The following is a 24,596-nucleotide window of genomic DNA, read 5'->3' as shown; positions in this document are numbered from 1 at the left end:
TTATACGGTATCTCGTAATATTTGCTTAAAGCTAACTTTTAACGTTTGTTCAATGTGTTTTTTACCACTTAACTTAAATTTATCGCAAAGTACCTTGTCAGTGTTATTTTGTAAAATTGCCGCCACCAACAAGGCTTGCTTATCAATGTCTATTCTTGAAAGGTTTAGCGGGTTGTTAATTAAATATTTTCTTAGTAGCCGTTTACAAGTTGAATAAGTTCGCTTTCCAAATGCAAATTGTTCGATTATCTCTAACTCCTTAGAAAAACTAACAGATGTAGATGGCATAAAGGTTAGAAGTTGTCTAATTAGCGTTTCGGACATCCATTGAAAGTTTTTGTCTAACTGGTAAATCAATTCCTGACGGAATTCTTTATGCAAGTTTTTAATTTGTTGCTGTTGTTTGTCTGCCAACGCTTTGATGCAAATACCACTGTGCTCTCCACTTGATATTTCGGGTTTTGAGCTAAGCTTCGTGAGTGCAAAATCACTAGAATACCAAAATCTTAGGATGTCAGAATTGCAGCCAAACGAAGTGGTCAATAACTCAATGTTGCGGTGTATGGCTTGCCGCTCTACATAGTTAAGTAATTTTTTTCCATAACCTTTGCGCTGATACTCTGGCTCAATAGCAATTCTACTAATTCTCCACTGCCTCGCTAGGGCAAAAGTTGGCATGTTATAGGATGATGTTATGCTTTGCGCTACTAAGTGTCCTTTAACCCGTCTACTACAATTAGCGATATTAGTAGCGAGCTCTCCGAAAAAGTGTCCACCTTCCTCTATTATTTGAGCCACACCGAGTAAAGAGGCCCCTTGGGTTAGTATGAAGCACTTTAATTCAGGCGCGTCTAACATACGTTGTAAATCATCTTGACTGGTTTGATAGTGGGCGTTTATCAATAGTCTAAAAACGTCCGCTAGTAGATTTTTATTGTCGACTAACTCTTGTTTTGAAATGTAGCGACAGTTTATTGGTTGATTGGATTCTTCATATTTTTTAACGCCATGCTTTGTATTATGAAATAGAGTATTAAACCAAAACTGTTCTAGCGTATCTGCTTTATACCAGCGTATTGGTTGTGAAATTTCGACTCTTTTGTAATGGGGCTTTAATTGCGATAGCTGCTTCAAAAAGCGCGTTTCGAACCCTCTACCACTGCCTTCATAGCCATGTACGGTTGAACTAAAAACGATGCGAGAGCATTTTTTCGCAAGTTTACACAATAAATGAATAGGCATGGCAGAGGCTTCATCAACTAATAATAGGTCTATATGACTATTCGATTCTAAAATGACATCAACAGGCTTAAACGTTAATGAACTAGACTGGTACGACAGACTATTCGAGCTCTCAGTGACTTCAGGTAGTAGGCGTTTAATATGAAAGAATACTTGTTCGATATTATTAATATGCGGAGCAGTTATACATATCTTTTTAGCCGATAACCCCATTAAATCAGCCGCGGCTATACCTAAGGCTGATGATTTACCTCTGCCTCTATCTGCGGTTAGAACTAAAGGACGATTTCTATGTCCCAAAGCTACTTTGCGAATACTTTCTACTGCTAATCGTTGTTCATCAAATAGGTTATCGCAGGTATTGTTTTCTTCATTACTAACCCTGCCCGAAAAACCTACCTTAGATAATAATGCCACCGTATTATCTTCCTTTAAGGATGAGATTAGGTGTTGTATAAAATAGCTGTGTGTATATTTTTGATTAAAACCAAATGAAATACGGTTTATTAATTCAGGATCCGCATAACTTGGCCATTCGGATAGTTCTGGACACAAAATAATCATTAAGCCATTTTCCTTAATGGTACCGCTTAGTGCCATCGCTGTATTGGCTCTGAATCCGCTAAAACAATTTAGTATAACCCATTGGTATTCGTGACCTAATTTAGAACGGTAGTTTTTTATACTAACGCTGTCATACGCAGATTCGGTGTCTCCAACCCATAAGATGTCTTTTACGTTATTGTGGTCGGCTAAATATTTTGCCGTGTCTATGGTCCATTTTTCTTGACCTGTTATGACCAACAATTGTCTATGACATGACTTAGCTTGGCGTTGTTGACACCACTGGAACACTTGCTTAGGTAAATTCACTAAAACTACTTTAACCGGTTTGAATAAGTTTGCTAGTGTAAGCAAACTTGTTCAAAAATACGAATGTGGTTTTTCTAATACCGGCGAAAGGCCATTACTAGGTAGGGTTTGCTTAAGGTAATAAAAATAACTCTTTCTCAATAAATGTAGTAGCTAATTAGTGCGACATAAATACGATTTTTAACTTACAAATTACTATTCGCATATTGCGCAGCATATTTTGCCTGTTACACTAGGCGCGTTTAATACGAGGTGATCGATAGCAACACTAGTATTAAATAACCAAGGGGAGCCTTTTGGCTGAGATTTGAGTTAACACTCATAGACCCTAATACCTGATCCGGATAATGCCGGCGTAGGAATGGTAAGACAAATATATCCCCATTTACCTGCCGTAAACCCGGATCTTTTCAAACCATACTGAAGAGATCCCATTAAATGAAGTTTAGTTTAAGTAAGTTGGCTAGTGTCATTAGCCTAATAATGGTTAGTGCCATTGCTACCGCGGAACAAACAGAAAATCAGCCTGCTCCAATCGATATTGAAACCATCACTGTTCAAGGCGCCATGACTGCTACGCCATTGTCACAAATGGCAACGAGTATTTCAGTTTTAAATGAATATGAAATTGCCGAGCGTCAAGCGCAACATATCGAAGATATATTGAACCGTGCTGCAAACGTTAATTTCGCTAGTGGCGCGAGTCGGGGTCGGTTTGTACAAATACGAGGTATTGGTGAGCGTAGTCAATTTACTGACCCGGTTAATCCATCAGTTGGCTATTTAGTTGACGGTATTAACTATTCGGGTTTATTAGCAGGCGCCAGTACATTTGATATCGCTCAGATTGAGATTTTTAAAGGACCTAATAGTGCTCGATTCGGTGCAGATGGTCTTGCGGGAATGATTAATGTTATTAGTAAAGAAACAACTGATGAGTTTAGTTTTAATTCACAAGTTGGCTTTGCGAATTATGATAGCTGGAATATCGGCGCTGCGGTTGGTGGGGCATTGAGTGAGTCGGTAAGTGCTCGTTTGTCGGTACATCAAAATAGTAGTGATGGATTTATAACCAACACCTGGTTGGGGCGTGAAGACACCAACAACGTTGATGAATTTACCGCTCGAGGAAAACTTAGTTGGCAATTAAGTGATGACCTATCGGTTAAAGCAGTCGTTCATCTCATTGATGTGGACAACGGTTACGACGCTTTTTCACTTAATTTAGATAGAACAACCTTATCAGACGAACCAGGTTTCGATACGCAAGAAAGCGAAGCGTTAGGTATCATTATCGATTACCAAGGGTTAGATTTCGCTAATGTTCAAATTCAAACTAGTCTCTTAGACGCGGATCTTGGGTATGGTTATGATGAAGATTGGAGCTATGTAGGAATCGCTCCCGGCTGGGAGTATTCGTCCACTGATTATTATTTTAGAGACCGTCAAGATAGCTCATTTCAACTGAAGTTAAGTAGTAAATCTAGTACCCAAAACGCGTGGGTGATTGGCGCATATTACTCGAATGAAACCGAGGATCTTAATAGGCAGTTTTTTGATTTTGATCTTTGGCAAGGGGCTGAATTTGATAGCGACGTTGAACGCATCGATAGTGCCATATTTGGCCAGTACAAATATATGCTATCAGATACTCAATGGCTTACGACTAGTTTGCGCCTGGCAACACAAACGCTCGATTATCTTGACTCCAACCTAATCGACGAATCAATTGATCATTCAGATTGGGGAGCTGAGATTAGCTACCATCAAACCGTGGGTCAAAACAGCATGATTTATGGGAGCTTGTTGCGCAGTTTCAAGATGGGGGGAGTAAATGGTCAATCCTTAAGTAAAGTTGACGATGAAGACGTCGTTGATTTTAAACAAGACATACTAGACAACGCCATTTTTGAAGCCGAGTCTCTCGTAGGCATAGAGTTCGGCATTAAAGGTTCAAATCCAGACGGTAGTCTTGTATTGGATTTTGCTACGTTTTATCAAAAACGTGATGACATTCAATATAAGAATTCAATAGTCAATGAGCAATCATTTGTAGACTTTTATAACAATGCAGCGGACGGGGAAAATTACGGTATTGAAGTATGTGTTAGCTACATGATTTCTGACGCCTTTGATGCTTTTGCGAATATAGGGTATTTGAAAACTGAAATTAGTAAAATTACGCGGCAGGACGGGACAAGTATCGATGGTAGAGACCAGGCCCACGCACCTAATTATCATATCAATGCGGGGCTAAATTGGCAGTTATCCGAAAGCGTTACTTGGTTAATCGAGTTGGACGCAAAAGATGAATTCTTTTACTCATTTAGTCATGACAATCGTTCTGAAAGTGTTGTTCTTACCCACACCAGTTTAGATTTCCGGTTAGGTAATTGGCAAGTTAGTTTGTATGCACGTAATTTATTCGACGAACAATACGCGAATCGCGGATTTTCGTTCGGCAACGATCCAAGAGATGAATATGTCGGCCATCTATACGAACAGTTTGGAGAGCCTCGACGCCTAGGCGTTAATGTTAGGTATCAATATTAGTCGCATTTAAAAAAGCCGAGCTAATAATAGTTCGGCTTGTTCCAAGGAGTTATTATGAAATTAGTTGCAGAAATATCTATGTATCCTCTTAACGAGCAATATATCGTACCTATTCAGGAATTTATTGACCGCTTAAATAGTTATGAAAATATAAAAGTCGTCACTTCTGCTACCAACACAATTGTAAGCGGAGAATATTTATCTACGATGCAATTATTAGCAGTCGAGATGCAGCGCAGTCATGAAAAAGTAGGGCAGGCTATATTCGTTTGCAAATTTTTGAATGGCGAAAAAATGAGTACTGAAATTTAATGGACAGTTTTCTTGCACAACTTGCAGCAACATCAATGTTAGAAGGAGTCGCAGTCGTCTTGGCTGTTGCCTATGTTTGGTTAGCTGCGAGGCAAAATATATGGTGCTGGCCTTGTGCTTTGGTCAGCACCGGCATCTATATATGGTTGTTTTGGAACGTTTCTTTGCCTTTTCATACGGGGTTGAATTTTTATTATTTGATTATGGCGGTCTATGGAATGTACAAGTGGCGCGATAATAAGGCTGATAGTATTTCGGTGCAATCTTGGCCAATTTATAAACATATTGTTTGTGTTACGGGATTGGCCTTTAGTGCATTAATATTAAGTCATTTTGCGAATACTGTATTAGACGCGAACTATATATATCTTGATGCTTTTATCACAGTGTTTAGCCTGTTTACCACAGTTTTAGTGGCCCACAAGGTACGAGAGAATTGGTTGTATTGGATTGTGATAAATCTGTTCGCTGCGTATCTTTATTTTGCCAAAGACTTGGTGTTAACTGCAATATTGTTTGTCTGTTATACCGGCTTTGCAATTTATGGTTTTGTGCAATGGCGCGTAGCACCCGTTAATGTTCAAAGCCGACACGAGGCTGCATGACAGATTTAAAGGTTGAGATGTTAGCTGAGCTAAGTGGATTGGAGTTTATTCACTCTGATTTTCAACTCATAGCTCTTAATGGGGGAGCGGTTAACAGTAGTTATACTCTGCAAACATCCGACCAAAGGTATTTCGTTAAAACATTCGAGTCAGATAAAATCGCTAACTTAGATAGAAAAAAGCTATTTGATATTCAAACTGAACTTGCTGCTAAGGGAATGGCAGTTAAACCGGTTTATTTATCAGATTCACTGAGTTTTCAAATTGATCAGTGGCTTAATTCCCCAACCTTAGATCAGGTCGGGGATTCTAGTATAATTATCACTAAAGCTTTGGCGACCGCATTATCCAAGTTACATAACATCAAAATAGATGCTCCATTACTGGATTTGCCAAGCCAATGGCAACACTATTTGAAACTTATTGAGGTAGAGATATCAGATTCGATGCAGCAAACACTCGATATGTATACGTCCATTTGGTATCAAGCGTGCGCAACTAATACAGTGTTTTGTCACAATGATTTAGCCTTATCTCATGTTACTCATGAGCACCCCAATAAGATTTTTGACTGGGAATACTGCGCTATATCATGTCCTTACTTTGATATAGCATCATGTGTTGTTGTAAATGGTTTTAGCTGCACAAATGAAGCCAGTTTATGCGCATTCTATGCCCAATATAGTCATCAGCGATTATCAGAAGTGATTGATAAGGTGTCTCGTATGAAACCCTTAGTTGAGCTAACCTACAAACTTTGGTACCAAGCTGCTAGGCTCTGAAGGTGAGCTTTGTTATTCAACATAACGCGCTTTTAGTTCATTAAGTGCGCAGTCAAACAGCAGAAACCCATACTGAAAGCAAAATCACTTTACCTTTTGGTATCCGTCAGTATAATTCAGCCCGTCAGCAGGAGTGTAGTTCCAATTGGTAGAACAGCGGTCTCCAAAACCGATGGTTGGGGGTTCGAATCCCTCCACTCCTGCCACTTTTAAATCATCAGCTTTTTCAAGTCAATTCATGCTAATCTGTTGAAATGGAAATTACCTCTCATCTTGTATTAAGTGAATACCAACGTGCCATTTTGAATGAAATGGGGATCATGTCATGGAAGTTCGCCAATACAAGTCCCGATCAAGCGCAACACGCCAATCAAAAAAACGACGTTATTGAATCGTCATCTGGAGTTACGTCGCGTACTGACGCCTTAGTAAAGTTAAAACAACTTAAAGCACAAACTCAGAAAAACCAAAGTAAGGAAAGTACAGATTGTATATTAGTGGCCTGTTCAAAAAGCGATACTAAACGTCAAATTTTTGCAGATGTATTACTCGCACTAGGATTGGAAACTGTGGAGATCAAATATGTTGCTGCCGAGCAGATCAGCGATTTTTCTGATTACCCACTAAGTTGGAATGTAGCTGAAAAGGTGAGCTTTGAGAATAATCAATTGACCACACCTACATTTAAAGAATTAAACGAATCAAGCACCAAAAAGCGGCTCTGGATGCAAATACAAAACGCCAATTTAGTAATTGAAAATTAATCAATACTGGATGATTTAAATCCGATGCAACCCTATTTTTCGAACTTAACTGTACAAAATTGTGGTCCTTGTTATGAACTTCATAAACAAGGGCAATTCTCCCCTTGGACCCGTAAAATATTCGAAGATTGTTTAACTAAGCCTTATTTTGCATATTCCTTTGATAAAGATAATCAACCATTAGGTTACTATATTGGAATGCAAGTGTTAGATGAAGTGACATTGATGGACATAGTCGTAGGGGCAACGCACCGAGGTAAAGGTGTGGGACGAACCTTATTAAATCATCTTATGGATCATTGTAACCAAAATAACATTCAACAAATTTGGCTAGAAGTTCGCGAGTCTAATTCTGCTGCAATTAACCTCTACGAAAATGCGGGCTTTGTTTTAGTAGAGCAGAGAATGAATTATTATCCAAGTGAAAAAGGTAACGAAGATGCTCTGATAATGTGTTGTTACTTAGGGTAAATCGAGATTTTTAATATTTAAATGCTAATTATATAGCAAAGGATGATAGGGGGGAGGTCCCCCCAACTAATTCTAACGACGGGCTGCCGTTACATTTAGGTTTTCTGTCGAGTCTTGACGGTCAACCGCTAACTTCACAAACTTAGAAGAGTTGTAGTTACAGCCAACACACATAGCGATAAATTGGTTCATGCTCGGAGCACCGATATTTTTTTCCCAATTTTCGTAAGTCTTGCGTGTTTTTACATTAGCTAACTTTGCCATTTTGACAGTAGTTAACCCTGCATCTAGACGCATTTTTCTTAGATCTGCACCGTTAATATACATTTTTTTGGTTCCTCTTATGATTATTGATACTACAGCAGAGAAATAGCTAATTTTTATTGTTGTTCTCTGCTTTCATGTTCATGGTAAGAGTACAAATAAAAATGTGGATTTGACTCCACGGGGTGAAATAATTTCTCTTTGTTGGGTAAGTTTATGATTCGTATAGTTATTAAGTGTTAGTTCTATAAAAATAGTTTCGCCCCCGCAGAGGCGAAAGAATCTTTAGTTAGCAGCATCTGGGGGTGCAAAGTCAGCCACGCAATTTTTATGCGTTGCTGACAGGTGGTTTCGTTTTAGCACCAATTGCCGCAATCAAATCAACATTCGTGACCGGAGGTTTGGTTTTAGCACCAATTGCCGCAATCAATTCAACGTTATTGACCGGAGGTTTGGTTTTAGCGCCAATTGCCGCAATCACTTCAACGTTGTTCGCTGGTGGTTTGGTTTTAGCGCCTATGGCTGCAATGTATTCGGCGGTCTGTGCTGGTGGCTTGGTTTTGGCGCCTATGGCTGCAATGTATTCGGCGGTGTGCGCTGGTGGCTTGGTTTTAGCACCAATCGCTGAAATAGAATCGTTTGATATGACTAATCCGATAATCAATAGAAACATATTTAAATATAGATTTTTCATTTTAAAACTCCTGTTGATTTAGACAAAATTGCCTAAAAACAATTATGAAGGTTTTAAAATGGAAAGTAGAGCTTTATGCTTTAATTAAGTTTGGAAAAAGTTGTTTGTAACTTTCGTTGAATGTCGCCCAAATCAGCAAAGTGGAGAGAGCATGTATGACATAAGGTAGCGTTTGGTAGGCAAACAAAGCATTTTGAAACCCCAAAATGTGTCTTAGATAATATTCTAACAAAACCGTTGCTTGAGCGATGATAATCAGTGCGTTAATTTTATAAAGTACCCAATCTAAGTTTATCGATTTAGCTTTTGGTGAGATATAGTTCTCAACCATATTAACTCTAAGAAAAACCAAATGCCTGACCGATATACAAATAATAATGATACAAACATACCAAAACGTTTGCGGGGGATCGTAGGCAACGACAAACCAATATACTTCTGTTGAAACACCGAGAATAATACACAACAGCAAAATTTTGGATGTCCAGTCATACCAAAAATAATAAACTAGCCAAAAACCAGATAGGTAAATGAGCCCTTTGATAATGTAACTACTGGGTAAATATAGCCAAGCAAACTCTTCAATTATGTGTTGTAAAAATATTATTGCAATGACACTTAAGACGTTTACGTCTTGCCTACATAAAATTGCGGTAAATAGAATGACACCTAGAAATAGCCTGTCGAAAACCAAAGCATTTCCGAAGGTAAATATACTTGCTGCGACAAACAACACTCCAAAAAGAGCAGTCATTAATCTAGGGAGATAGGCGCGTAAAATCATGCGCCTAGACTAAAACAAGATTAGCTTAAGTTAAAGCCAAAATAGTCCATAACTGTAGAGAAGAAAGATTCGCGAGTTTGTTCTGAAGCTGTTTGCCGACAAATAGACCACCACTTATTCACCACTGCAACGCCAATGTTGTCCATGGTTTCAGGTTTGTCATTCTCAATAGCAGAGACAGTTTCACGGCTAATGCCCACTCGGTGAGCAAGCTCTTCTTGCGTGTAGCCCGCTTCTTTACGTAAAGACCTAAGTTGAGCACCACTAAACATTTTTCTACGAGACATGTTAAGTCGTTTCCTGATGGTATACGGTGAATTTTAATTATTTTATTCGGCTACTATTTGCCCAGCAACCTAATAAAACACCTAATTTAGTTAACTCTAATTAAAACATGGATTAAAAAACGGCAAAAAATTTACCTTGGACAAATATAAATTAAACGAGGGTTTTAGTAAATAGTAAGGCTAATAACAAATAGTACCAAAATCTACTTTTTTTATAGTTAAAAGCGCGATATCAGATCAAAGCACTCTCTAAAACACAAAATGCACTCTGATAAGCGACTTTTTTATCTGAGTCATATACAATGCGCGGCCAAATTATTTAGTAATTACACCACTTAAGAGTATTGCATGTCTTTCCAACAAGAAGTTGATAAACGCCGCACTTTTGCGATTATCTCTCACCCAGATGCGGGTAAAACCACCATTACCGAAAAAGTATTGTTATTCGGAAACGCTTTACAAAAAGCAGGGACTGTTAAAGGTAAAAAATCAGGGCAACATGCCAAATCTGATTGGATGGAAATGGAAAAAGAGCGGGGTATATCGGTCACTACTTCAGTGATGCAATTTCCTTATCGCGACCACCTAGTTAATTTATTGGATACTCCGGGCCATGAAGATTTCTCGGAAGATACTTATCGTACATTAACTGCAGTTGATTCGTGTTTGATGGTTATCGATGCGGCTAAAGGTGTAGAAGCTCGGACTATTAAATTAATGGATGTGACTCGTTTGCGTGATACGCCCATTATTACTTTTATGAATAAGCTCGATAGGGATACACGAGATCCTATTGATTTATTAGATGAAGTAGAAACCGTACTCAATATAAAATGTGCGCCTATAACGTGGCCAATCGGCATGGGTAAAGAGTTTAAAGGTGTATATCACTTACTTCGCGACGAAACGATTCTGTATCAAACAGGCATGGGTCATACTATTCAAGATGTACGCATTGTTAAAGGGTTAGACAACCCTGAACTAGATGAAGCAATCGGTTCTTATGCTGAAGAGCTGCGCGATATGCTTGAACTTGTGCAAGGTGCATCTCACGAATTTAATCATGAAGAGTTTTTAAGGGGAGAGTTGACTCCAGTCTTTTTTGGTACGGCTATGGGCAACTTTGGGGTTGATCATATGTTAGATGGCTTGATTGAATGGGCACCATTGCCGCAAGGCCGCGAAACTAGTGATCGTAAGGTTGAATCGAGTGAGCAAAAATTCAGTGGTTTTGTGTTCAAAATTCAAGCCAACATGGACCCGAAACACCGCGATCGCATAGCATTTTGCCGGATAGTGTCAGGTAAGTACGAAAAAGGCATGAAGATGCATCACAGCCGCATTGGTAAAGATGTGCGAATTTCTGACGCCTTAACCTTTTTGGCCGGCGACAGAGCTTTATTAGAAGAAGCTTACGCCGGGGATATCATTGGTTTACACAATCATGGATCAATTCAAATTGGCGATACTTTTACCGCAGGTGAAAAGTTTCGATTTGCCGGTATTCCGAACTTTGCCCCTGAGTTATTCAAACGTATCCGTTTGAAAGACCCTCTTAAACAAAAACAATTGCAAAAAGGTTTGATACAGCTTTCTGAAGAAGGGGCGGTGCAAGTCTTTAGGCCATTGCAAAATAATGACTTAATTGTAGGGGCGGTTGGTGTGCTGCAGTTTGATGTAGTAGTCGCCAGATTAAAAGGTGAATATAACGTTGATGCTATGTACGAACATATTAATGTATACACAGCACAATGGGTAACAGCCGAAACTCCAGCTAAATTAGATGATTTTAGGCGTAAAGCTGAAGCTAACTTGGCCTTAGATGGTGGCGATAATTTAGCTTATATAGCGCCAACTCGGGTGAATTTATCTTTGGCACAAGAGCGTTACCCTGAAATCGAATTCCATAATACTAGAGAGCACTAACCTAGGTAGGTTAGACAATTATTAAACATGAATATACAAACATTTTTATTAGCAAGATTTAAAGCTGCGCTGATTGCAATTGGGGCACCAGAAGACTCCCCAGCGCCACTGAGTCGCAGTACTCGAGCAGGTTTTGGGCATTACCAATTTAATGGTGCCATGGCATTGTCAAAAGTGTTGAATCAAAAACCTCGAGATATTGCCCAAAAAATTGTCGAGGTCGTCGACCTAAACCTCGAAGCGGAAAAGCTCGAAGTTGCAGGTCCTGGTTTTATCAATATTTATTTGAAACCTCAATGGTTAGCACAACAGTTACAAGCGGCAAACGCTGATAAACGTCTTGGTATCGAAACCGAACAGCAACAAACGATAGTCGTTGACTACTCAGCACCTAACCTAGCCAAAGAAATGCACGTTGGACATTTGCGTAGCACCATTATTGGTGATGCCGTGACCAAAACGTTAGAGTTTTTGGGACATAACGTGATACGTCAAAATCACATGGGAGATTGGGGTACGCAGTTTGGCATGTTAATAACCCACCTAAATGATAAGTTAGCCGCTGATGGTGTGGCTGAAACTGCGCTGTCTGATTTAGAAGATTTTTACAGAGCGGCTAAAGTTCGTTTTGATAATGAAGACGGTTTTGCTGATCGCGCCCGTGAAAATGTAGTTAAATTGCAAAGTGGTGATCCTGAATGTTTATCATTGTGGAAAACTTTTGTCTCCATATCAATTGCGCATAGTGAGCAGGTTTACGACAAACTCAACGTGAGTCTCAAACGTAGCGATATAATGGGCGAAAGTGCCTACAATAAAGATTTAGCGGCAACAGTCGCAGCGCTTAAGTCCTCTGGCATAGTGGTCGAAAGTCAAGGTGCGCAAGTGGCATTTTTGCAAGAAATGGCCGACAAAGAAGGTAATCCAGCTGCTTATATTGTACAAAAGTCGGGTGGCGGATATTTGTATGCCACTACAGATCTAGCGGCTATTCGTTATCGAAATGGTGTTTTTGGTGCGGACCGCACACTAATTTTTACTGACGTTCGTCAGGCTTTACATTTTAAACAAACAGAACTGGTTGCCCGAAAAGCTGGATTTATCAATGATAATCAAAGCTATGAGCATTGCCCGTTTGGTATGATGTTAGGTAGCGATGGAAAACCTTTTAAAACTCGAACCGGTGGTACGGTTAAGTTGGCTGAACTATTAGATGAAGCGATAGAGCGCGCTGAAGAACTGATCAACAAACGTGAATCCGATTTAACCGCCGAAGAGCGTAAGGTTGTCGCTGACAAAGTCGGTATCGGAGCAGTCAAATACGCTGACTTAAGTAAGAACCGCACGACTGACTACATCTTTAATTGGGACAGCATGCTCAGTTTCGAAGGTAATACCGCGCCTTATTTACAATATGCCTACGCTCGTATTCAAAGTATTTTTAGAAAAGCCGATTTAGATATAGAGAATTTGCAACAAGATATCCAACTAGATGCGGCGCAAGAACAACTGCTAGCTGTGAAGTTAATGCAATATATTGAAGCCATTGAGCAAGTTGCAAGCGAAGCAACACCCCATGTATTGTGTAGCTACATCTATGAGTTAGCCAGTTTGTTTATGAGTTTCTATGAAGCTTGCCCAATATTAAAAGAGGGCATTGAAGAAAAAACCAGAAATAGTCGTTTAATGTTAGCTCTATTGACAGCCAAAACTTTGCAGTCTGGATTGGATTTGTTAGGTATTGAAACGATGAAAAAAATGTAATGAGCTGATTAATAGGAGTGGGCGAGTTACTTACACTGACCCCACCATTGGTTCTGATATATTTATCTAATTTGAGACAAACAACATGGTTAAAATTCTGGCTTTTGCTGGTAGTGGTAGAAAAGATTCAGTCAATAAAAAAGTCGTCGCTATTGCCGCTAAAGGCGCGCAAGAAGCCGGTGCTGAGGTAACTATTGTTAATTTAGAAGACTTTGATCTGCCTATTTTTAATGAAGATTTAGAAGTAGAAAAAGGTATGCCGGTTGAGGCGCAAAACTTCAAAGAGTTACTCATTAGTCATGATGGCTTTTTGATATCCTCTCCAGAATACAATAGCTCCTACAGTAGTTTGTTTAAAAATGCGATTGACTGGGCCTCAAGAAAAACCGCTGACGAAGCCCCTATGGCAGCGTATCGAGGTAAGGTTGCAGCTATTATGGCGGCGTCACCCGGTGGACTAGGAGGAATGCGGGTTTTAGTAGTATTACGTATGCTACTTGAAAATTTGGGAACTATGGTTTTACCTAATCAAAAAGCGGTAGGTGGCGCATTTTCCAAATTTGACAGTACGGGAAATATCACCGATGAAAAAACTGAAGCGGCGCTTAAGTCTCTAGGTAAAGAGTTAGTAGAAACCCTAACTAAGTTAAAAAACTAGGTTTAGTTAGGGAGCTCCCTAACTCAGTCAAAAAAGTTATAGTAACAGTTAATTAATACTGGCTTCGGTCAGTAGAAATTCATGTTCTGGATCAACAATTAGGCGTCCAGACATGGCTTCTCTGCCAAGTAACATCAGGTATTTCATTTCAGAACGATCTGTTAGTGTAAGCTCGATACTCCACTGCATGTCGGCTATAAAAATTTCGGTTTCTATAACGTAGCGCCTTTGTTTGGTAGCGTTAGAGCTTTTAACTTTACGTACACTTTTTATTTTCGCTTCTCTTTGCATCAATTTGTTGACATCGTGGGCGTCAGGGTGAATATCAAATCGTACCCATCTTTCTTCGTTTTTTTTGAATTTAACAATATTGTCTACATGGAGTGAAGACGTAGTAGCGCCAGTGTCAACTCTGGCTTCTAAGCCCAGTAATTTAAGTTGTGGAAGGTCACATAACTCCAGTGCGCCAACTAAGTGTTTTTCAGTCATTAAGGTTACTCTTTATTCAATAATAGTTGGGATATCAATGCCCAATTCATCTTGCAAGTTATCTTGTAGTAACCCTAAATGTTCGGCCACTGAATCAGGCTTTCTGAAATACGCAATGTGATACATGGCTTCACCTTCTTGGGTCAATGGGATATTTTGCTTGCCTATCACCACCCCTTCTTCGGGACACAATATTTTACATAACTCAGTTCCATATGGGTCCGCAATAATGGCTAATATTCCTCCTTTATTGACATGGTCACCGAGTTGAGCAACATGGCTAACAAAACCACTTTCAGTTGCCCGTACCCAACCACTTTGACGTGCTACAAACTGAGATATTTTATGGCCTTTGCGTTGGCGTCTATTTAACATGCCGATTTCTCGCATGACATTAATAATGCCTTTTACTCCAGCTCGAATAGAAAATTCATCATATCTGAGCGCTTCTCCTGCTTCATAAAGTAGAACCTTTACTCCAGCATCTCCAGCGGCTTGTCTAAGTGTGCCTGGCCTAATATCAGCATTAAGCAATACCGGTAACCCAAATGATTCTGCCATAGTGAGTGTTTGCGGATCGTCTAAGTCGGCGCGGATTTGCGGTAAATTACTACGGTGAATGGCACCGGTGTGTAAATCGATCCCCACATCACATTTCGACACTATTTCATGCAGAAATAAATGTGCCAGTCTACCTGCAATTGAGCCCTTAGAACTCCCAGGGAAGCTGCGGTTTAGATCTCGTCTATCAGGAAGGTAACGGCTTTGATTTAACACGCCATAACCATTCACAATCGGCACTGCAATTAAGGTGCCGCGAATCGATGTTAATGCTTTACTTTTGAGTAATCTATTGACGATTTCGATACCATTTAATTCATCGCCGTGAACCGCACCACTAACAAACATTATTGGGCCTTCTCGTTTGCCGCGTTGCACATGTACTGGCATTGACATTCTGGTATCTGTATACAAAGGAGGCATAGGCAATTCAATGCGTTTGGTTTCACCGCGTTTTACTACTATTCCACCAATTTCAAGCTCTTTCATTTGCCTATGTCCTTTGTTTTTATTCGATGTGGCATTTTTTAGTAGAAGGGAAAACAACGCCGGTTATTGACGTTTAAAAGATTAATTACAGTTACACCCCGTAAATCACTAAGTTTCGCATATTACGTGGAGCCTTAGCTTTACGTAAAGCGTTATTTTACTTGGTGTATAAATCAAATTTAGCTGGACTTGATAGTTGTGTATACTTTGCGTTTTTAGCGCATTTACAATCCAAAGAGTTTTATGGAATCTATAAAGAGTATTTTTGAGAATAAGCTTATCCTAACTTTTACCATTACGTTTATGGCACTTCTAGTAAAATACGTATTAGTAAAATTGGTGCGTAAACAAGCTAAGAGCAAAGGTGAAGACCGACGAGACTTAGTTAACAACGTTAAGAATTTTCTTAATTTTGTACTACTAGTGAGTTTATTTAGCCTTTGGGCTGCGGAGATGCAAAAGTTTGCATTTTCGATCGCCGCTTTTTCTGTTGCCATTGTATTGGCGACGCGAGAATTTATTCAATGCATTATTGGCTTTTTCTATTTAGTGTCGACTCGGCCGTTTCGCATAGGTGATTGGATTGAAGTTGAAAAGTTTGTAGGAGAAGTATCTGCCACCGATTGGATCAAAAGTACCTTGTTGGAAGTAGACATAAAAACCTATGAGTACACAGGTAAAACTCTATTTATTCCCAATAATAAGTTGATGATAAGCCCAATTAAAAACTTAAACTTTCTAAAACGTTACGCGACCCATCATTTTCAAATTGTCCGCGATCAAAGTGTCAATCCTTACGGCATTATTCAGAAGGTGATCACTAATGCCAAAGCCTATTGCGCTGATTTTAATGATGTAGCTGTTCGCTACAATCAAATGTTGGAAAGGCGCTTAGATGTAAAAATCGCAGGTCCTGAACCACATATTACAGTGTCTACATCAGAGCTAGGCGATAACGTAGTGGAAATCACTATCTTTTGCCCAACAGAGCGAGCAATAGAAATCCAACAAGCGATAATAAAAGATTTCATGGATTTTTGGTACGCAGAAAAAGAAAAGCAAATTAATCCATAATCTAGATTTGGTTAAGGAAAAGCGAATTTAAACCAAGTACAACATAGTAAAAACTGTGTTTGCTTTTGTTATGGCTTTGGTCTTTCTCCTAGCTCTGCATATAAACTTGTTCTGATAGTTTTTCTTCAGTTGCGTTTGACAATATAACGCTGATAAGGACCTCGCTATGATGTATGCCATTAATTTATAGGGGAGTTACGAGTCATATACTGTCAATTGTGGATAAAATCCGTTAAAATCCGCGTCCTTTAATTTCGAGTGCAATCCTGTTAATTATGTTTGAAATCAACCCAGTACATAACGCTTTAGCGGATATAAAACAACGTGCTGAATCGCTTCGGGGGTATCTTTGACTATGATCAAAAGAAAGAACGTCTTGAAGAAGTGAATCGCGAATTAGAAAGTCCGGATGTTTGGAATCAACCTGAGCGTGCACAAGCTTTAGGTAAAGAAAAAGTCGCCCTTGAATTGGTCGTTGAAACTATCGATTTATTAGAGCAGGGCAGTGAAGACGTCGAAGGTTTGGTTGAATTAGCTGTTGAAGCTGAAGATCAAGATACCTTTGATGAAGCTCAATCTGAATTAGCCGAATTGATGAAAAAACTCGAAGTGCTTGAGTTTAGGCGCATGTTCTCAGGCCCCAATGACTCCAATTATGGGTATATAGATATTCAGTCTGGATCGGGTGGTACAGAAGCTCAAGATTGGGCCAATATGTTGCTACGCATGTATTTACGTTGGGGCGAAGCCCATGGATTTAAAACAGAATTAATTGAAGTTTCTGACGGTGATGTAGCTGGTATCAAAAGTGCTACGATTAAGTTTAGCGGTGAGTATGCCTTTGGTTGGATCCGTACTGAAACTGGCGTACACCGATTAGTCAGAAAATCGCCATTTGATTCTGGTAGTCGCAGGCATACCTCTTTCGCCTCGGTTTTTGCTTATCCAGAAGTGGATGACGATATTGAGATTGAAATTGATCCCTCTGAATTGCGCATCGATACTTATCGCGCATCAGGGGCTGGTGGACAACACGTAAACCGTACTGACTCAGCTGTGCGGATTACTCATGAACCCACTAATATAGTGGTGCAGTGTCAAAATGACCGTTCGCAGCATAAAAACAAAGCACAGGCTATGAAACAGTTAAAGGCCAAGCTGTATGAACATGAAATGCTCAAACAGAATGAAGAAAAACAAATTATGGAAGACGGCAAGTCCGACATAGGTTGGGGAAGCCAAATTCGCTCTTATGTATTAGATGATTCACGCATAAAAGATTTACGTACTGGGGTGGAAAGCCACAATACACAAGCCGTACTAGACGGCGATTTAGACAAATTTATTCAAGCCAGCTTAAAATCTGGTCTGTAATACCTTACTCAGCAAAGAAATATCAGGAAAGTTGATGACCGAACAAACACAAGATGAAAATAAGTTGATTGCAGAGCGCCGCGCTAAACTTTCTCAAATAAGAGAAAACTGCGAATCCAATGGTTTTCCGAATACCTTTCGTCGTGAATTTTACAGTGATGAATTGCAGCAAGCTTTTGGTGACTATGAAAAACCGGCATTAGAAGAGCTAGGAAAAGTAGTCAGTATTGCTGGGCGTATTTTAGCTAAGCGTGGTCCGTTTTTGTCATTGCAAGATATGACAGGTCGGATTCAGTCCTATGCTTCTAAAGATACCCAAAAAGATATCAAAGAACGCTACGGTAGTTTAGATATTGGCGACATTATTGGAGTAAAAGGCGAGTTACACAAATCAGGAAAAGGTGATTTGTACGTGAACATGTCTGAGTATCAACTATTGACTAAGTCATTACGTCCGCTGCCAGAAAAGTTCCATGGTTTGGCCGATCAAGAAACCAAATATCGTCAACGTTATGTGGATTTGATCACTAACGAGCAAACCCGAAATACTTTTGTTATTCGCAGTAAAATCGTTAGTGGTATTCGAAACTTTTTAACCGAACGTAATTTTATGGAAGTGGAAACGCCGATGTTGCAGGTAATACCTGGCGGTGCAACAGCTAAGCCATTTACTACTCACCATAATGCACTCGACATTGACATGTACTTGCGTATAGCCCCAGAACTGTACTTAAAACGTTTAGTGGTAGGGGGAATTGAGCGTGTTTTTGAAATAAACCGCAATTTCAGAAATGAAGGATTGTCGACCCGACATAATCCGGAATTTACCATGTTAGAGTTTTATCAGTCGTACGCTGATTATCATGATCTAATGAACCTAACTGAAGAAATGTTACGAAAATTAGCACAAGATGTGTTGGGTACTAACATAGTTAAAAATACCACTAAAGACGCTGAGGGCAATGTGGTTAGCGAAGTGAACTACGACTTTGGGAAACCTTTTGCGCGTTTAACTATGAATGAAGCGGTGATTAAATACTGGCCGCAAGCCAATGTCGAAGCAATTAATGATCCTGAAAACCATTTGCCAGAGTTAAAAGCTATGGCTAAACAGTTACACATCAAAGAGCCTGAAGTAGACGGGATTTGGGGTGCAGGAAAATATCTGTGTGAAATTTTTGAAGCGACGGCTGAAGAGAAACTTGATCAACCAACCTTTATTACTGCCTATCCTTGGGAAGTCTCACCATTGGCCCGCAGAAACGATGACAATAGTTTTGTCACTGACCGTTTTGAATTTTTTGTGGGCGGACGCGAGCTCGCAAATGGTTTCTCGGAGTTAAATGATTCAGAAGACCAAGCAGAGCGTTTCCGTAAACAAGTTGAAGAAAAAGATGCGGGTGACGATGAAGCTATGCACTTTGACGAAGATTATATTCGAGCTTTGGAATACGGCTTACCTCCAACCGCTGGTGAAGGCATTGGTATCGACCGTTTGGTAATGTTGTTTACAGACAGCCCAACTATTAAAGATGTCATTTTATTCCCGCATATGAAGCCAGAAGTACCGGCTGAATAAGTTGAAGAACCTTTCTAAAAAGGACGCTACGGCGTCCTTTTTAGTTTTTAGGAATAGCTATTTAAATCAGTCGACTTAATAATTAACGGTACCCGTTATTCGAGCAATTTTATTTGCTCAAGCATTCGCTGATTATAGGGCACTTCGATCTGTAATGTTGTGGCTTTGGCGGTGACGTAACCATTAATAAAGTCTATTTCACTAGGACGATTGTGTTTAATATCTTGATGCATTGAGGAATAATTATTAGCTGTAGCGCTGATTACCTGTCGCACGTTTGTAACTAGTTCAGCCTTACTAACCGAATAACCGGTGGCACCCATTACGCTGGAAACTTCATCGCAAATTTTGTGAATGGTTTCTTGATATTTAGCATTTGTAAGTTCGCCATTTTTAATGTTGTAGATTGCAGTGAGTGGGTTAATCACCGCATTAACTGCTAGTTTTTTCCATAACGCCAAACTGATATCTTGATGCCAATGACTGGGTGGAAGAAGGGCAGAAAGTATCGGCTCAATAGCGTGTCTTACCGTTTCATCAACGTCATTTATCCAGCCCAAATGAGTTTGTCCTAATCCCGTTTCTATTAGAGTATTTGTATCGGGCTTAAATGCTCCGTAACTAGTGGTCGCGGCAATCAATGGGTTGTTAGGTAGCATTTCTTTTACTTGTTCTATGGTGCCCATACCATTGTGAAGCAGTACTATTAAATGCTGTGGATGTATATATGAATGCAATTGCTTGAGCACTGCCAATACTTGATAGGCTTTGACAGGCAATATTAGTAAATCAAATGGCTGTGGTTTGCTGATGAGTGATATTTTAGGAGTCAAACTATGGGATTCGCCCGATATGTCTGTCAAATGTATGGGGGATTGCTGTGATTTTACTAAATGTTGATAATCGTAGCCAAGTTGCCGGCATTTAAAGCCGATTAACCCTCCTATTGCACCGCTGCCTACGATGGCTAGTTTCGGGCACGTAACTTGCGAGTTATTCTGCATGATCGGGTTGATAATATTTGCTAACGGGCCAACTTAATGCCCAAGGTGATGCCAACTTTGCAATTTGCTGTTGTGTCTCGCCCTGCAAAAATACTTTGCCACTAGTAGGTGGGCATAACACACAAATAGGTTGTTGTTGATAGGTAAAACGAATGCAATAAGCGTGCAGGTAAGTGCGTTCAGAACTTTCGCCTTTGTACAAACTATCCCCCAATATTGGACTGCCAATACTTTTTAAGGCCACCCGAATTTGATGGGTTTTGCCGGTAAGCGGTTTAATCAAAAATAATCTTAAACCAGGGGAAGCGGCGAAGCTAAAAAACTGGCTTACCGCGACTGAGGTTTGACTATTATGTAACATCCATTTTCCATCTCGGACTTTTTTCATGCCGCCCGTTACGGTGCCTTGTTTTTTCTTAGGTTTTTTAGCCGAGACGGCTAGATAGTATTTTTCAATGTGTTTCTGCTCAAATAAATCACCAAATATGGCGGCGGCCTGTGGGTGTTTTGCGAGGACCAATATACCTGAAGTGATCTTGTCTAATCGATGCACCAGCCATAATTTTTCAACATTAAGCTGTTGGCAAAGTATGGGTAAAATTCCTGATTGTTGCGTTTCATTTTGTACTGAAATAGCATGAGGCTTATCGACTATTACAAAATCTGGATGGTCGAACAAGATTTCAATCAAAGCTGACAAAACTTGCCGTTACTCTAGCAGTTGTAATGCACTAACGTAGTCTAAATTATCAATTGCTAATTTAAGTTCAGTTAGTTTTTCAGCTGATAAATTCAAAGATGGACCGAAGTTTTGCATTTTACTATCAGAAATAAACTCATTGCGTTTTAAAGCTGCGATGAGTTGCGCTTTATCATCTTGCGCTGGTTCAATATCTGGAGTGACTTCTCCATTATTTTCAGCTGAATAATTTTTTACTCGAGTTAGTGTTTGCTCAAGCACCTTCAAAAATTTATCAAGGGATTGTTCGGTTGATTCATTGACTAAATCGTTTTCAAATTCTTTGCAAGCGTTGTGCAAAGCTTTCAATCCAATATTGCCACTGACACCTTTTACCGTATGCACTTCTTGTTTGGCAGCACTATAGTTTTGTTGCTGTAACGAATCCTTTAGTTGCGTATCAAAATGTTGATATTGATTGATAAATTTGTCTAAAATCTTTACCAGTAGCGATTGATTACCGCTGAATTGATTGATGGCAAACTGGGTATCAAAAATATCTATATCAGAGCCTGTCAAAATAGGATTTCCTTCAATGTAGTTAGGCATTTAATAATCGACATTTATTCTAGCAAATAAATGGCTAAATTAGATACCCGAAATATTTTACCGAAATCACGGGTCGAATAACCTTCCAAATGCACACTATATTTGGAAGATAAACAGTCCCTAGTTACTTTATTTATAAACAGCAGGTAGACTACAACCCATAAGCAGTTTTTCTTTTTTAGTTGGATGGTATTTTGCAAGTAAAACAGACATCTTTTATAGAACGTTTAAATGTATTACAAGACCAAGCAGTGGCACAAACTTTAACTGCAATACGTCACGGTGTAGAGCGTGAGACTTTGCGCATAAACCCTGATGGCGGTTTGGCACAGAGCCCTCATCAAAAGGCATTAGGATCGGCGCTGACCCACGACTTCATTACTACCGATTTTTCTGAGTCTTTGTTGGAATTTATCACACCGCCAGAAGTGTCCGTGCAAAAAACTATCGCACAGTTAACTGACGTGCATAAATTTACGGTTGCAAATATAGGCGATGAACGATTATGGCCTATGAGTATGCCTTGTTTTATTGAGAATCAAGACGCGATCCCTATCGCTAACTTTGGTTCTTCCAATGTAGGAAAAATGAAAACGCTCTATCGAGTTGGTTTAAAAAACCGCTATGGGAGTATGATGCAGGCTATTTCTGGAGTGCATTTCAATTTTTCGCTTCCTGATGAATTTTGGCAAAATTGGCTAGAAAAAACTACGGGGGAGAAAGCAGATAAAGACGCTATTTCTGCTGGGTACTTTGGATTGATTAGAAATTACCGTCGTTTTTGCTGGTTGATCCCATTTTTGTATGGCGCATCTCCCGCTATTTGTGGTTCATTTATCAAAGGCAAGGAAACTAAACTACCTTTCAAAAGATTGGGCAAGGGTACCTTTTATCTGCCGTATGCGACCTCACTTAGAATGAGTGATTTGGGATATACCAATAGTGCGCAGTCTGGATTAAATATTTGTTATAACCAAGTTGATTCGTATATTGCTTCTTTAAGAGCTGCAATTAATCAACCTTCTTCGGTTTACCAGAAATTTGCGGGCAAAAAGGATGGTGAATACCAGCAATTAAATGCCAATGTGTTACAAATTGAGAACGAATTGTATTCTCCTATTAGACCCAAGCAACCCACTTTGCCATTAGAGAAACCCTCGGTGGCGCTGCATAAAAGGGGGGTAAGCTACATCGAGGTGCGAGCACTAGACGTTAATCCATTTAGTGCTATTGGTATCGAAGAAAATCAATTCTACTTTCTTGATATTTTCTTGTTGTATTGTGTTACTCATCCTAGTGAAATGATGGATGCACGGCAATACCACGAAACAGAGTTGAATTTACGTGCAGTAGTAGATCATGGTCGAGATCCTCAAATTATGCTCTCTAATGAGGGGAAATCTGTAGGCTTATCGACTTGGGCTCTACAGTTGTTTACTGATATGCAGAAAGTGGCTTTGGTATTAGATGAAGCAAATAATACCAATAAGTTTACAACTGCATTGCAGCTCGAGAGACAAAAAATACTCGATCCCAGTTTGACTCCTTCCGCTAAAATCTTACAACAATTAATCAGTCAAGAATGTGACAATGGAACCTTAGGGTTAGCTCTGGCAGAAGACTATAAAAATCAACTGCTAGAATCTGACTATCAATTTATGGATGCTGAGGTTTTAAGTGAGCACGCCAGATTGTCACTTGAGAAGCAACATATTATTGAACAGCAAGATACAGTTTCGTTCGATGACTTTCTAAGTAGTTATTTTTCGGTGGAAGATGTTTATTGACCTAACAGCCAAAAAAAAAGCCTGATAAATATCAGGCTTCAAAGCTACTACCAGGGAAAACACATAATAACTAGAACACGTTAATTAAGAGTAGGATATGAATAAAAAGTTCACAAAGAAACATCATATTTTTGTAGTTGTTTTTACAACCTTGCTTTGCACCTTATTTTTAGGGGCTTGCACTACCACTCCTCCCAAAAACATTAGTAATATTTGTGATATTTTTACTGAAAAACGAGACTGGTTCGAGACTGCGACCGATATGAGGGATAAATGGGGAGTACCAATTCACGTACCTATGGCGATGATGTATCAAGAGAGTTCGTTTAAGGCGAAAGCTCGTCCACCTAAGGATTATTTCTTTTTTGGGTTAATACCTTGGGGGCATGTGAGCAGTGCTTACGGATATTCACAAGCAAAGACACCAACTTGGGATGATTATAAGCGAGAAACTAATAACTCTTGGGCTGAACGCTCAGATTTTAGTGACGCCATGGATTTTATGGGATGGTTTATTAGCAAAACCAATACAGTAAACGGGATCTCTAAGTGGAATGCCGAATTACAGTATCTTAATTATCATGAGGGCTGGGGCGGATATAGCCGTGGTAGTCATCATAATAAAGCGTGGCTGAAAGACGTAGCGAAAACTGTCAACGCACGTGCTTTGCGGTATGCCACCCAATTAAAAACTTGTGAAGAAGAGTTATCTAAAGGATGGTTTTGGAGATTATTTAGTTAACCTGAGCTCAGGTTAAGACGTGCCGCGTCTTATGAAGTCAATCTAATAAAAACAATAGGTTATAGTCTTACTATTTATCTAGCCGCCAATTTAATGCATCCAGTGCTGATATTATTGTGTTTATCAAGGCGAGCTTGTGAAGCAATTGCCAGCTATTGAGAGCAAGTTCAACGAAGATAGGCGCAATAATAGCGGTGCTGGACGGTATGGCTTATCCCGAGTTCAGGTTA

The 24,596-nt window shown here is 39.6% G+C and carries 24 protein-coding genes, 1 tRNA gene and 1 riboswitch; of the genes, 15 read left to right on the top strand and 10 right to left on the bottom strand.

Annotated features, from left to right (window positions below):
- Complete coding sequence (locus ABJK37_RS16705) at positions 1-2,115, bottom strand: GNAT family N-acetyltransferase (protein WP_348356354.1); 2,115 nt, start codon at positions 2,113-2,115, stop codon at positions 1-3.
- 275 nt (positions 2,116-2,390) lie between these two features.
- Positions 2,391-2,494, top strand: a riboswitch (TPP riboswitch).
- A 59-nt stretch (positions 2,495-2,553) separates the two neighbouring features.
- On the opposite strand from ABJK37_RS16705, the gene ABJK37_RS16700 reads away from it, so the two are divergent.
- The 7 genes from ABJK37_RS16700 (at position 2,554) to rimI (ending at position 7,602) form a co-directional block, all read left to right on the top strand.
- Positions 2,554-4,668, top strand: coding sequence for a TonB-dependent receptor plug domain-containing protein (locus ABJK37_RS16700; RefSeq protein ID WP_348356353.1), 2,115 nt, complete (start codon positions 2,554-2,556; stop codon positions 4,666-4,668).
- Positions 4,669-4,722: 54 nt separating this feature from the next.
- The gene (locus ABJK37_RS16695) at positions 4,723-4,980 is read left to right on the top strand and encodes a hypothetical protein (protein WP_348356351.1); all 258 of its coding nucleotides are present in this window, start codon (positions 4,723-4,725) and stop codon (positions 4,978-4,980) included.
- Positions 4,980-5,585, top strand: coding sequence for a nicotinamide riboside transporter PnuC (gene pnuC / locus ABJK37_RS16690; protein ID WP_348356349.1), 606 nt, complete (start codon positions 4,980-4,982; stop codon positions 5,583-5,585). The genes ABJK37_RS16695 and pnuC overlap by 1 nt, the downstream gene beginning before the upstream one ends.
- Positions 5,582-6,367 carry a phosphotransferase gene (locus ABJK37_RS16685; RefSeq protein WP_348356347.1) on the top strand — a complete coding sequence of 262 codons (786 nt, stop codon included), beginning with the start codon at positions 5,582-5,584 and terminating at the stop codon, positions 6,365-6,367. Before pnuC ends, ABJK37_RS16685 begins: the two co-directional genes overlap by 4 nt.
- A 129-nt stretch (positions 6,368-6,496) precedes the next feature.
- Positions 6,497-6,573, top strand: a tRNA-Trp gene (locus ABJK37_RS16680).
- A gap of 48 nt (positions 6,574-6,621) precedes the next feature.
- Positions 6,622-7,131: a DNA polymerase III subunit psi gene (locus tag ABJK37_RS16675; protein ID WP_348356345.1), complete on the top strand. Its 510-nt coding sequence runs from the start codon at positions 6,622-6,624 to the stop codon at positions 7,129-7,131.
- 3 nt (positions 7,132-7,134) lie between these two features.
- Entirely contained in the window at positions 7,135-7,602 is a 468-nt protein-coding gene (gene rimI, locus ABJK37_RS16670; protein ID WP_348356490.1) for a ribosomal protein S18-alanine N-acetyltransferase, read from the top strand.
- A 72-nt stretch (positions 7,603-7,674) separates the two neighbouring features.
- Here rimI and ABJK37_RS16665 read toward each other — a convergent pair whose 3' ends face one another.
- From ABJK37_RS16665 to ABJK37_RS16650, 4 genes are all read right to left on the bottom strand, one after another.
- On the bottom strand, positions 7,675-7,929 hold the full coding sequence (locus ABJK37_RS16665; protein WP_215929160.1) for a helix-turn-helix transcriptional regulator: 255 nt from the start codon (positions 7,927-7,929) through the stop codon (positions 7,675-7,677).
- A gap of 265 nt (positions 7,930-8,194) precedes the next feature.
- Positions 8,195-8,560, bottom strand: a complete 366-nt coding sequence (locus tag ABJK37_RS16660) for a hypothetical protein (RefSeq protein WP_348356343.1) — start codon at positions 8,558-8,560, stop codon at positions 8,195-8,197.
- Between the two features lie 73 nt (positions 8,561-8,633).
- Positions 8,634-9,344 (bottom strand): hypothetical protein, encoded by a 711-nt coding sequence (locus ABJK37_RS16655; protein ID WP_348356341.1) that lies wholly within the window; start codon positions 9,342-9,344, stop codon positions 8,634-8,636.
- 20 nt (positions 9,345-9,364) lie between these two features.
- Positions 9,365-9,631 (bottom strand): helix-turn-helix transcriptional regulator, encoded by a 267-nt coding sequence (locus ABJK37_RS16650; RefSeq protein ID WP_215929163.1) that lies wholly within the window; start codon positions 9,629-9,631, stop codon positions 9,365-9,367.
- Between the two features lie 348 nt (positions 9,632-9,979).
- Here ABJK37_RS16650 and prfC point away from each other — a divergent pair, with 348 nt between their 5' ends.
- From prfC to ABJK37_RS16635, 3 genes are all read left to right on the top strand, one after another.
- Entirely contained in the window at positions 9,980-11,557 is a 1,578-nt protein-coding gene (gene prfC / locus ABJK37_RS16645) for a peptide chain release factor 3 (RefSeq protein ID WP_348356339.1), read from the top strand.
- A 27-nt stretch (positions 11,558-11,584) separates the two neighbouring features.
- Positions 11,585-13,321 carry an arginine--tRNA ligase gene (gene argS / locus ABJK37_RS16640; protein WP_348356337.1) on the top strand — a complete coding sequence of 579 codons (1,737 nt, stop codon included), beginning with the start codon at positions 11,585-11,587 and terminating at the stop codon, positions 13,319-13,321.
- An 85-nt stretch (positions 13,322-13,406) separates the two neighbouring features.
- The gene (locus tag ABJK37_RS16635) at positions 13,407-13,979 is read left to right on the top strand and encodes an NAD(P)H-dependent oxidoreductase (protein WP_348356335.1); all 573 of its coding nucleotides are present in this window, start codon (positions 13,407-13,409) and stop codon (positions 13,977-13,979) included.
- Positions 13,980-14,027: 48 nt separating this feature from the next.
- Here the strand turns inward: ABJK37_RS16635 and ABJK37_RS16630 are convergent, their stop codons facing one another.
- A complete protein-coding gene (locus tag ABJK37_RS16630) occupies positions 14,028-14,468 on the bottom strand; it encodes a RimK/LysX family protein (RefSeq protein WP_348356333.1) in 441 nt (146 codons plus the stop codon).
- Positions 14,469-14,480: 12 nt separating this feature from the next.
- Complete coding sequence (locus tag ABJK37_RS16625) at positions 14,481-15,518, bottom strand: succinylglutamate desuccinylase/aspartoacylase family protein (protein ID WP_348356331.1); 1,038 nt, start codon at positions 15,516-15,518, stop codon at positions 14,481-14,483.
- Positions 15,519-15,761: 243 nt separating this feature from the next.
- On the opposite strand from ABJK37_RS16625, the gene ABJK37_RS16620 reads away from it, so the two are divergent.
- The 3 genes from ABJK37_RS16620 (at position 15,762) to lysS (ending at position 19,545) form a co-directional block, all read left to right on the top strand.
- A complete protein-coding gene (locus tag ABJK37_RS16620; RefSeq protein ID WP_348356329.1) occupies positions 15,762-16,592 on the top strand; it encodes a mechanosensitive ion channel family protein in 831 nt (276 codons plus the stop codon).
- A gap of 275 nt (positions 16,593-16,867) precedes the next feature.
- Positions 16,868-17,966 (top strand): peptide chain release factor 2 gene (gene prfB / locus ABJK37_RS16615; protein WP_348356327.1). Its coding sequence is split into 2 segments (ribosomal slippage): positions 16,868-16,942 and positions 16,944-17,966, totalling 1,098 coding nucleotides; the frame shifts between segments, so codons are not numbered across the junction.
- A 34-nt stretch (positions 17,967-18,000) separates the two neighbouring features.
- Entirely contained in the window at positions 18,001-19,545 is a 1,545-nt protein-coding gene (gene lysS / locus ABJK37_RS16610; protein ID WP_348356325.1) for a lysine--tRNA ligase, read from the top strand.
- A 95-nt stretch (positions 19,546-19,640) separates the two neighbouring features.
- Here lysS and ABJK37_RS16605 read toward each other — a convergent pair whose 3' ends face one another.
- The 3 genes from ABJK37_RS16605 to ABJK37_RS16595 are packed head-to-tail and all read right to left on the bottom strand — an operon-like array spanning position 19,641 to position 21,837.
- Entirely contained in the window at positions 19,641-20,549 is a 909-nt protein-coding gene (locus ABJK37_RS16605; RefSeq protein WP_348356323.1) for a 2-dehydropantoate 2-reductase, read from the bottom strand.
- Positions 20,539-21,249 (bottom strand): TIGR01621 family pseudouridine synthase, encoded by a 711-nt coding sequence (locus tag ABJK37_RS16600; RefSeq protein ID WP_348356321.1) that lies wholly within the window; start codon positions 21,247-21,249, stop codon positions 20,539-20,541. The genes ABJK37_RS16605 and ABJK37_RS16600 overlap by 11 nt, the downstream gene beginning before the upstream one ends.
- Positions 21,250-21,258: 9 nt before the next feature.
- Positions 21,259-21,837: an Hpt domain-containing protein gene (locus tag ABJK37_RS16595; protein ID WP_348356320.1), complete on the bottom strand. Its 579-nt coding sequence runs from the start codon at positions 21,835-21,837 to the stop codon at positions 21,259-21,261.
- Positions 21,838-22,031: 194 nt separating this feature from the next.
- On the opposite strand from ABJK37_RS16595, the gene gshA reads away from it, so the two are divergent.
- Positions 22,032-23,624 (top strand): glutamate--cysteine ligase, encoded by a 1,593-nt coding sequence (gene gshA / locus ABJK37_RS16590; protein ID WP_348356318.1) that lies wholly within the window; start codon positions 22,032-22,034, stop codon positions 23,622-23,624.
- Between the two features lie 97 nt (positions 23,625-23,721).
- Complete coding sequence (locus ABJK37_RS16585) at positions 23,722-24,366, top strand: hypothetical protein (RefSeq protein ID WP_348356316.1); 645 nt, start codon at positions 23,722-23,724, stop codon at positions 24,364-24,366.
- The last annotated feature ends 230 nt before the right edge of the window (positions 24,367-24,596 follow it).

Origin of the sequence: Paraglaciecola sp., from assembly GCF_039964565.1 — a bacterium.
Lineage (GTDB): Bacteria > Pseudomonadota > Gammaproteobacteria > Enterobacterales > Alteromonadaceae > Paraglaciecola.
This window is presented reverse-complemented; position numbering and strand designations above follow the sequence as displayed.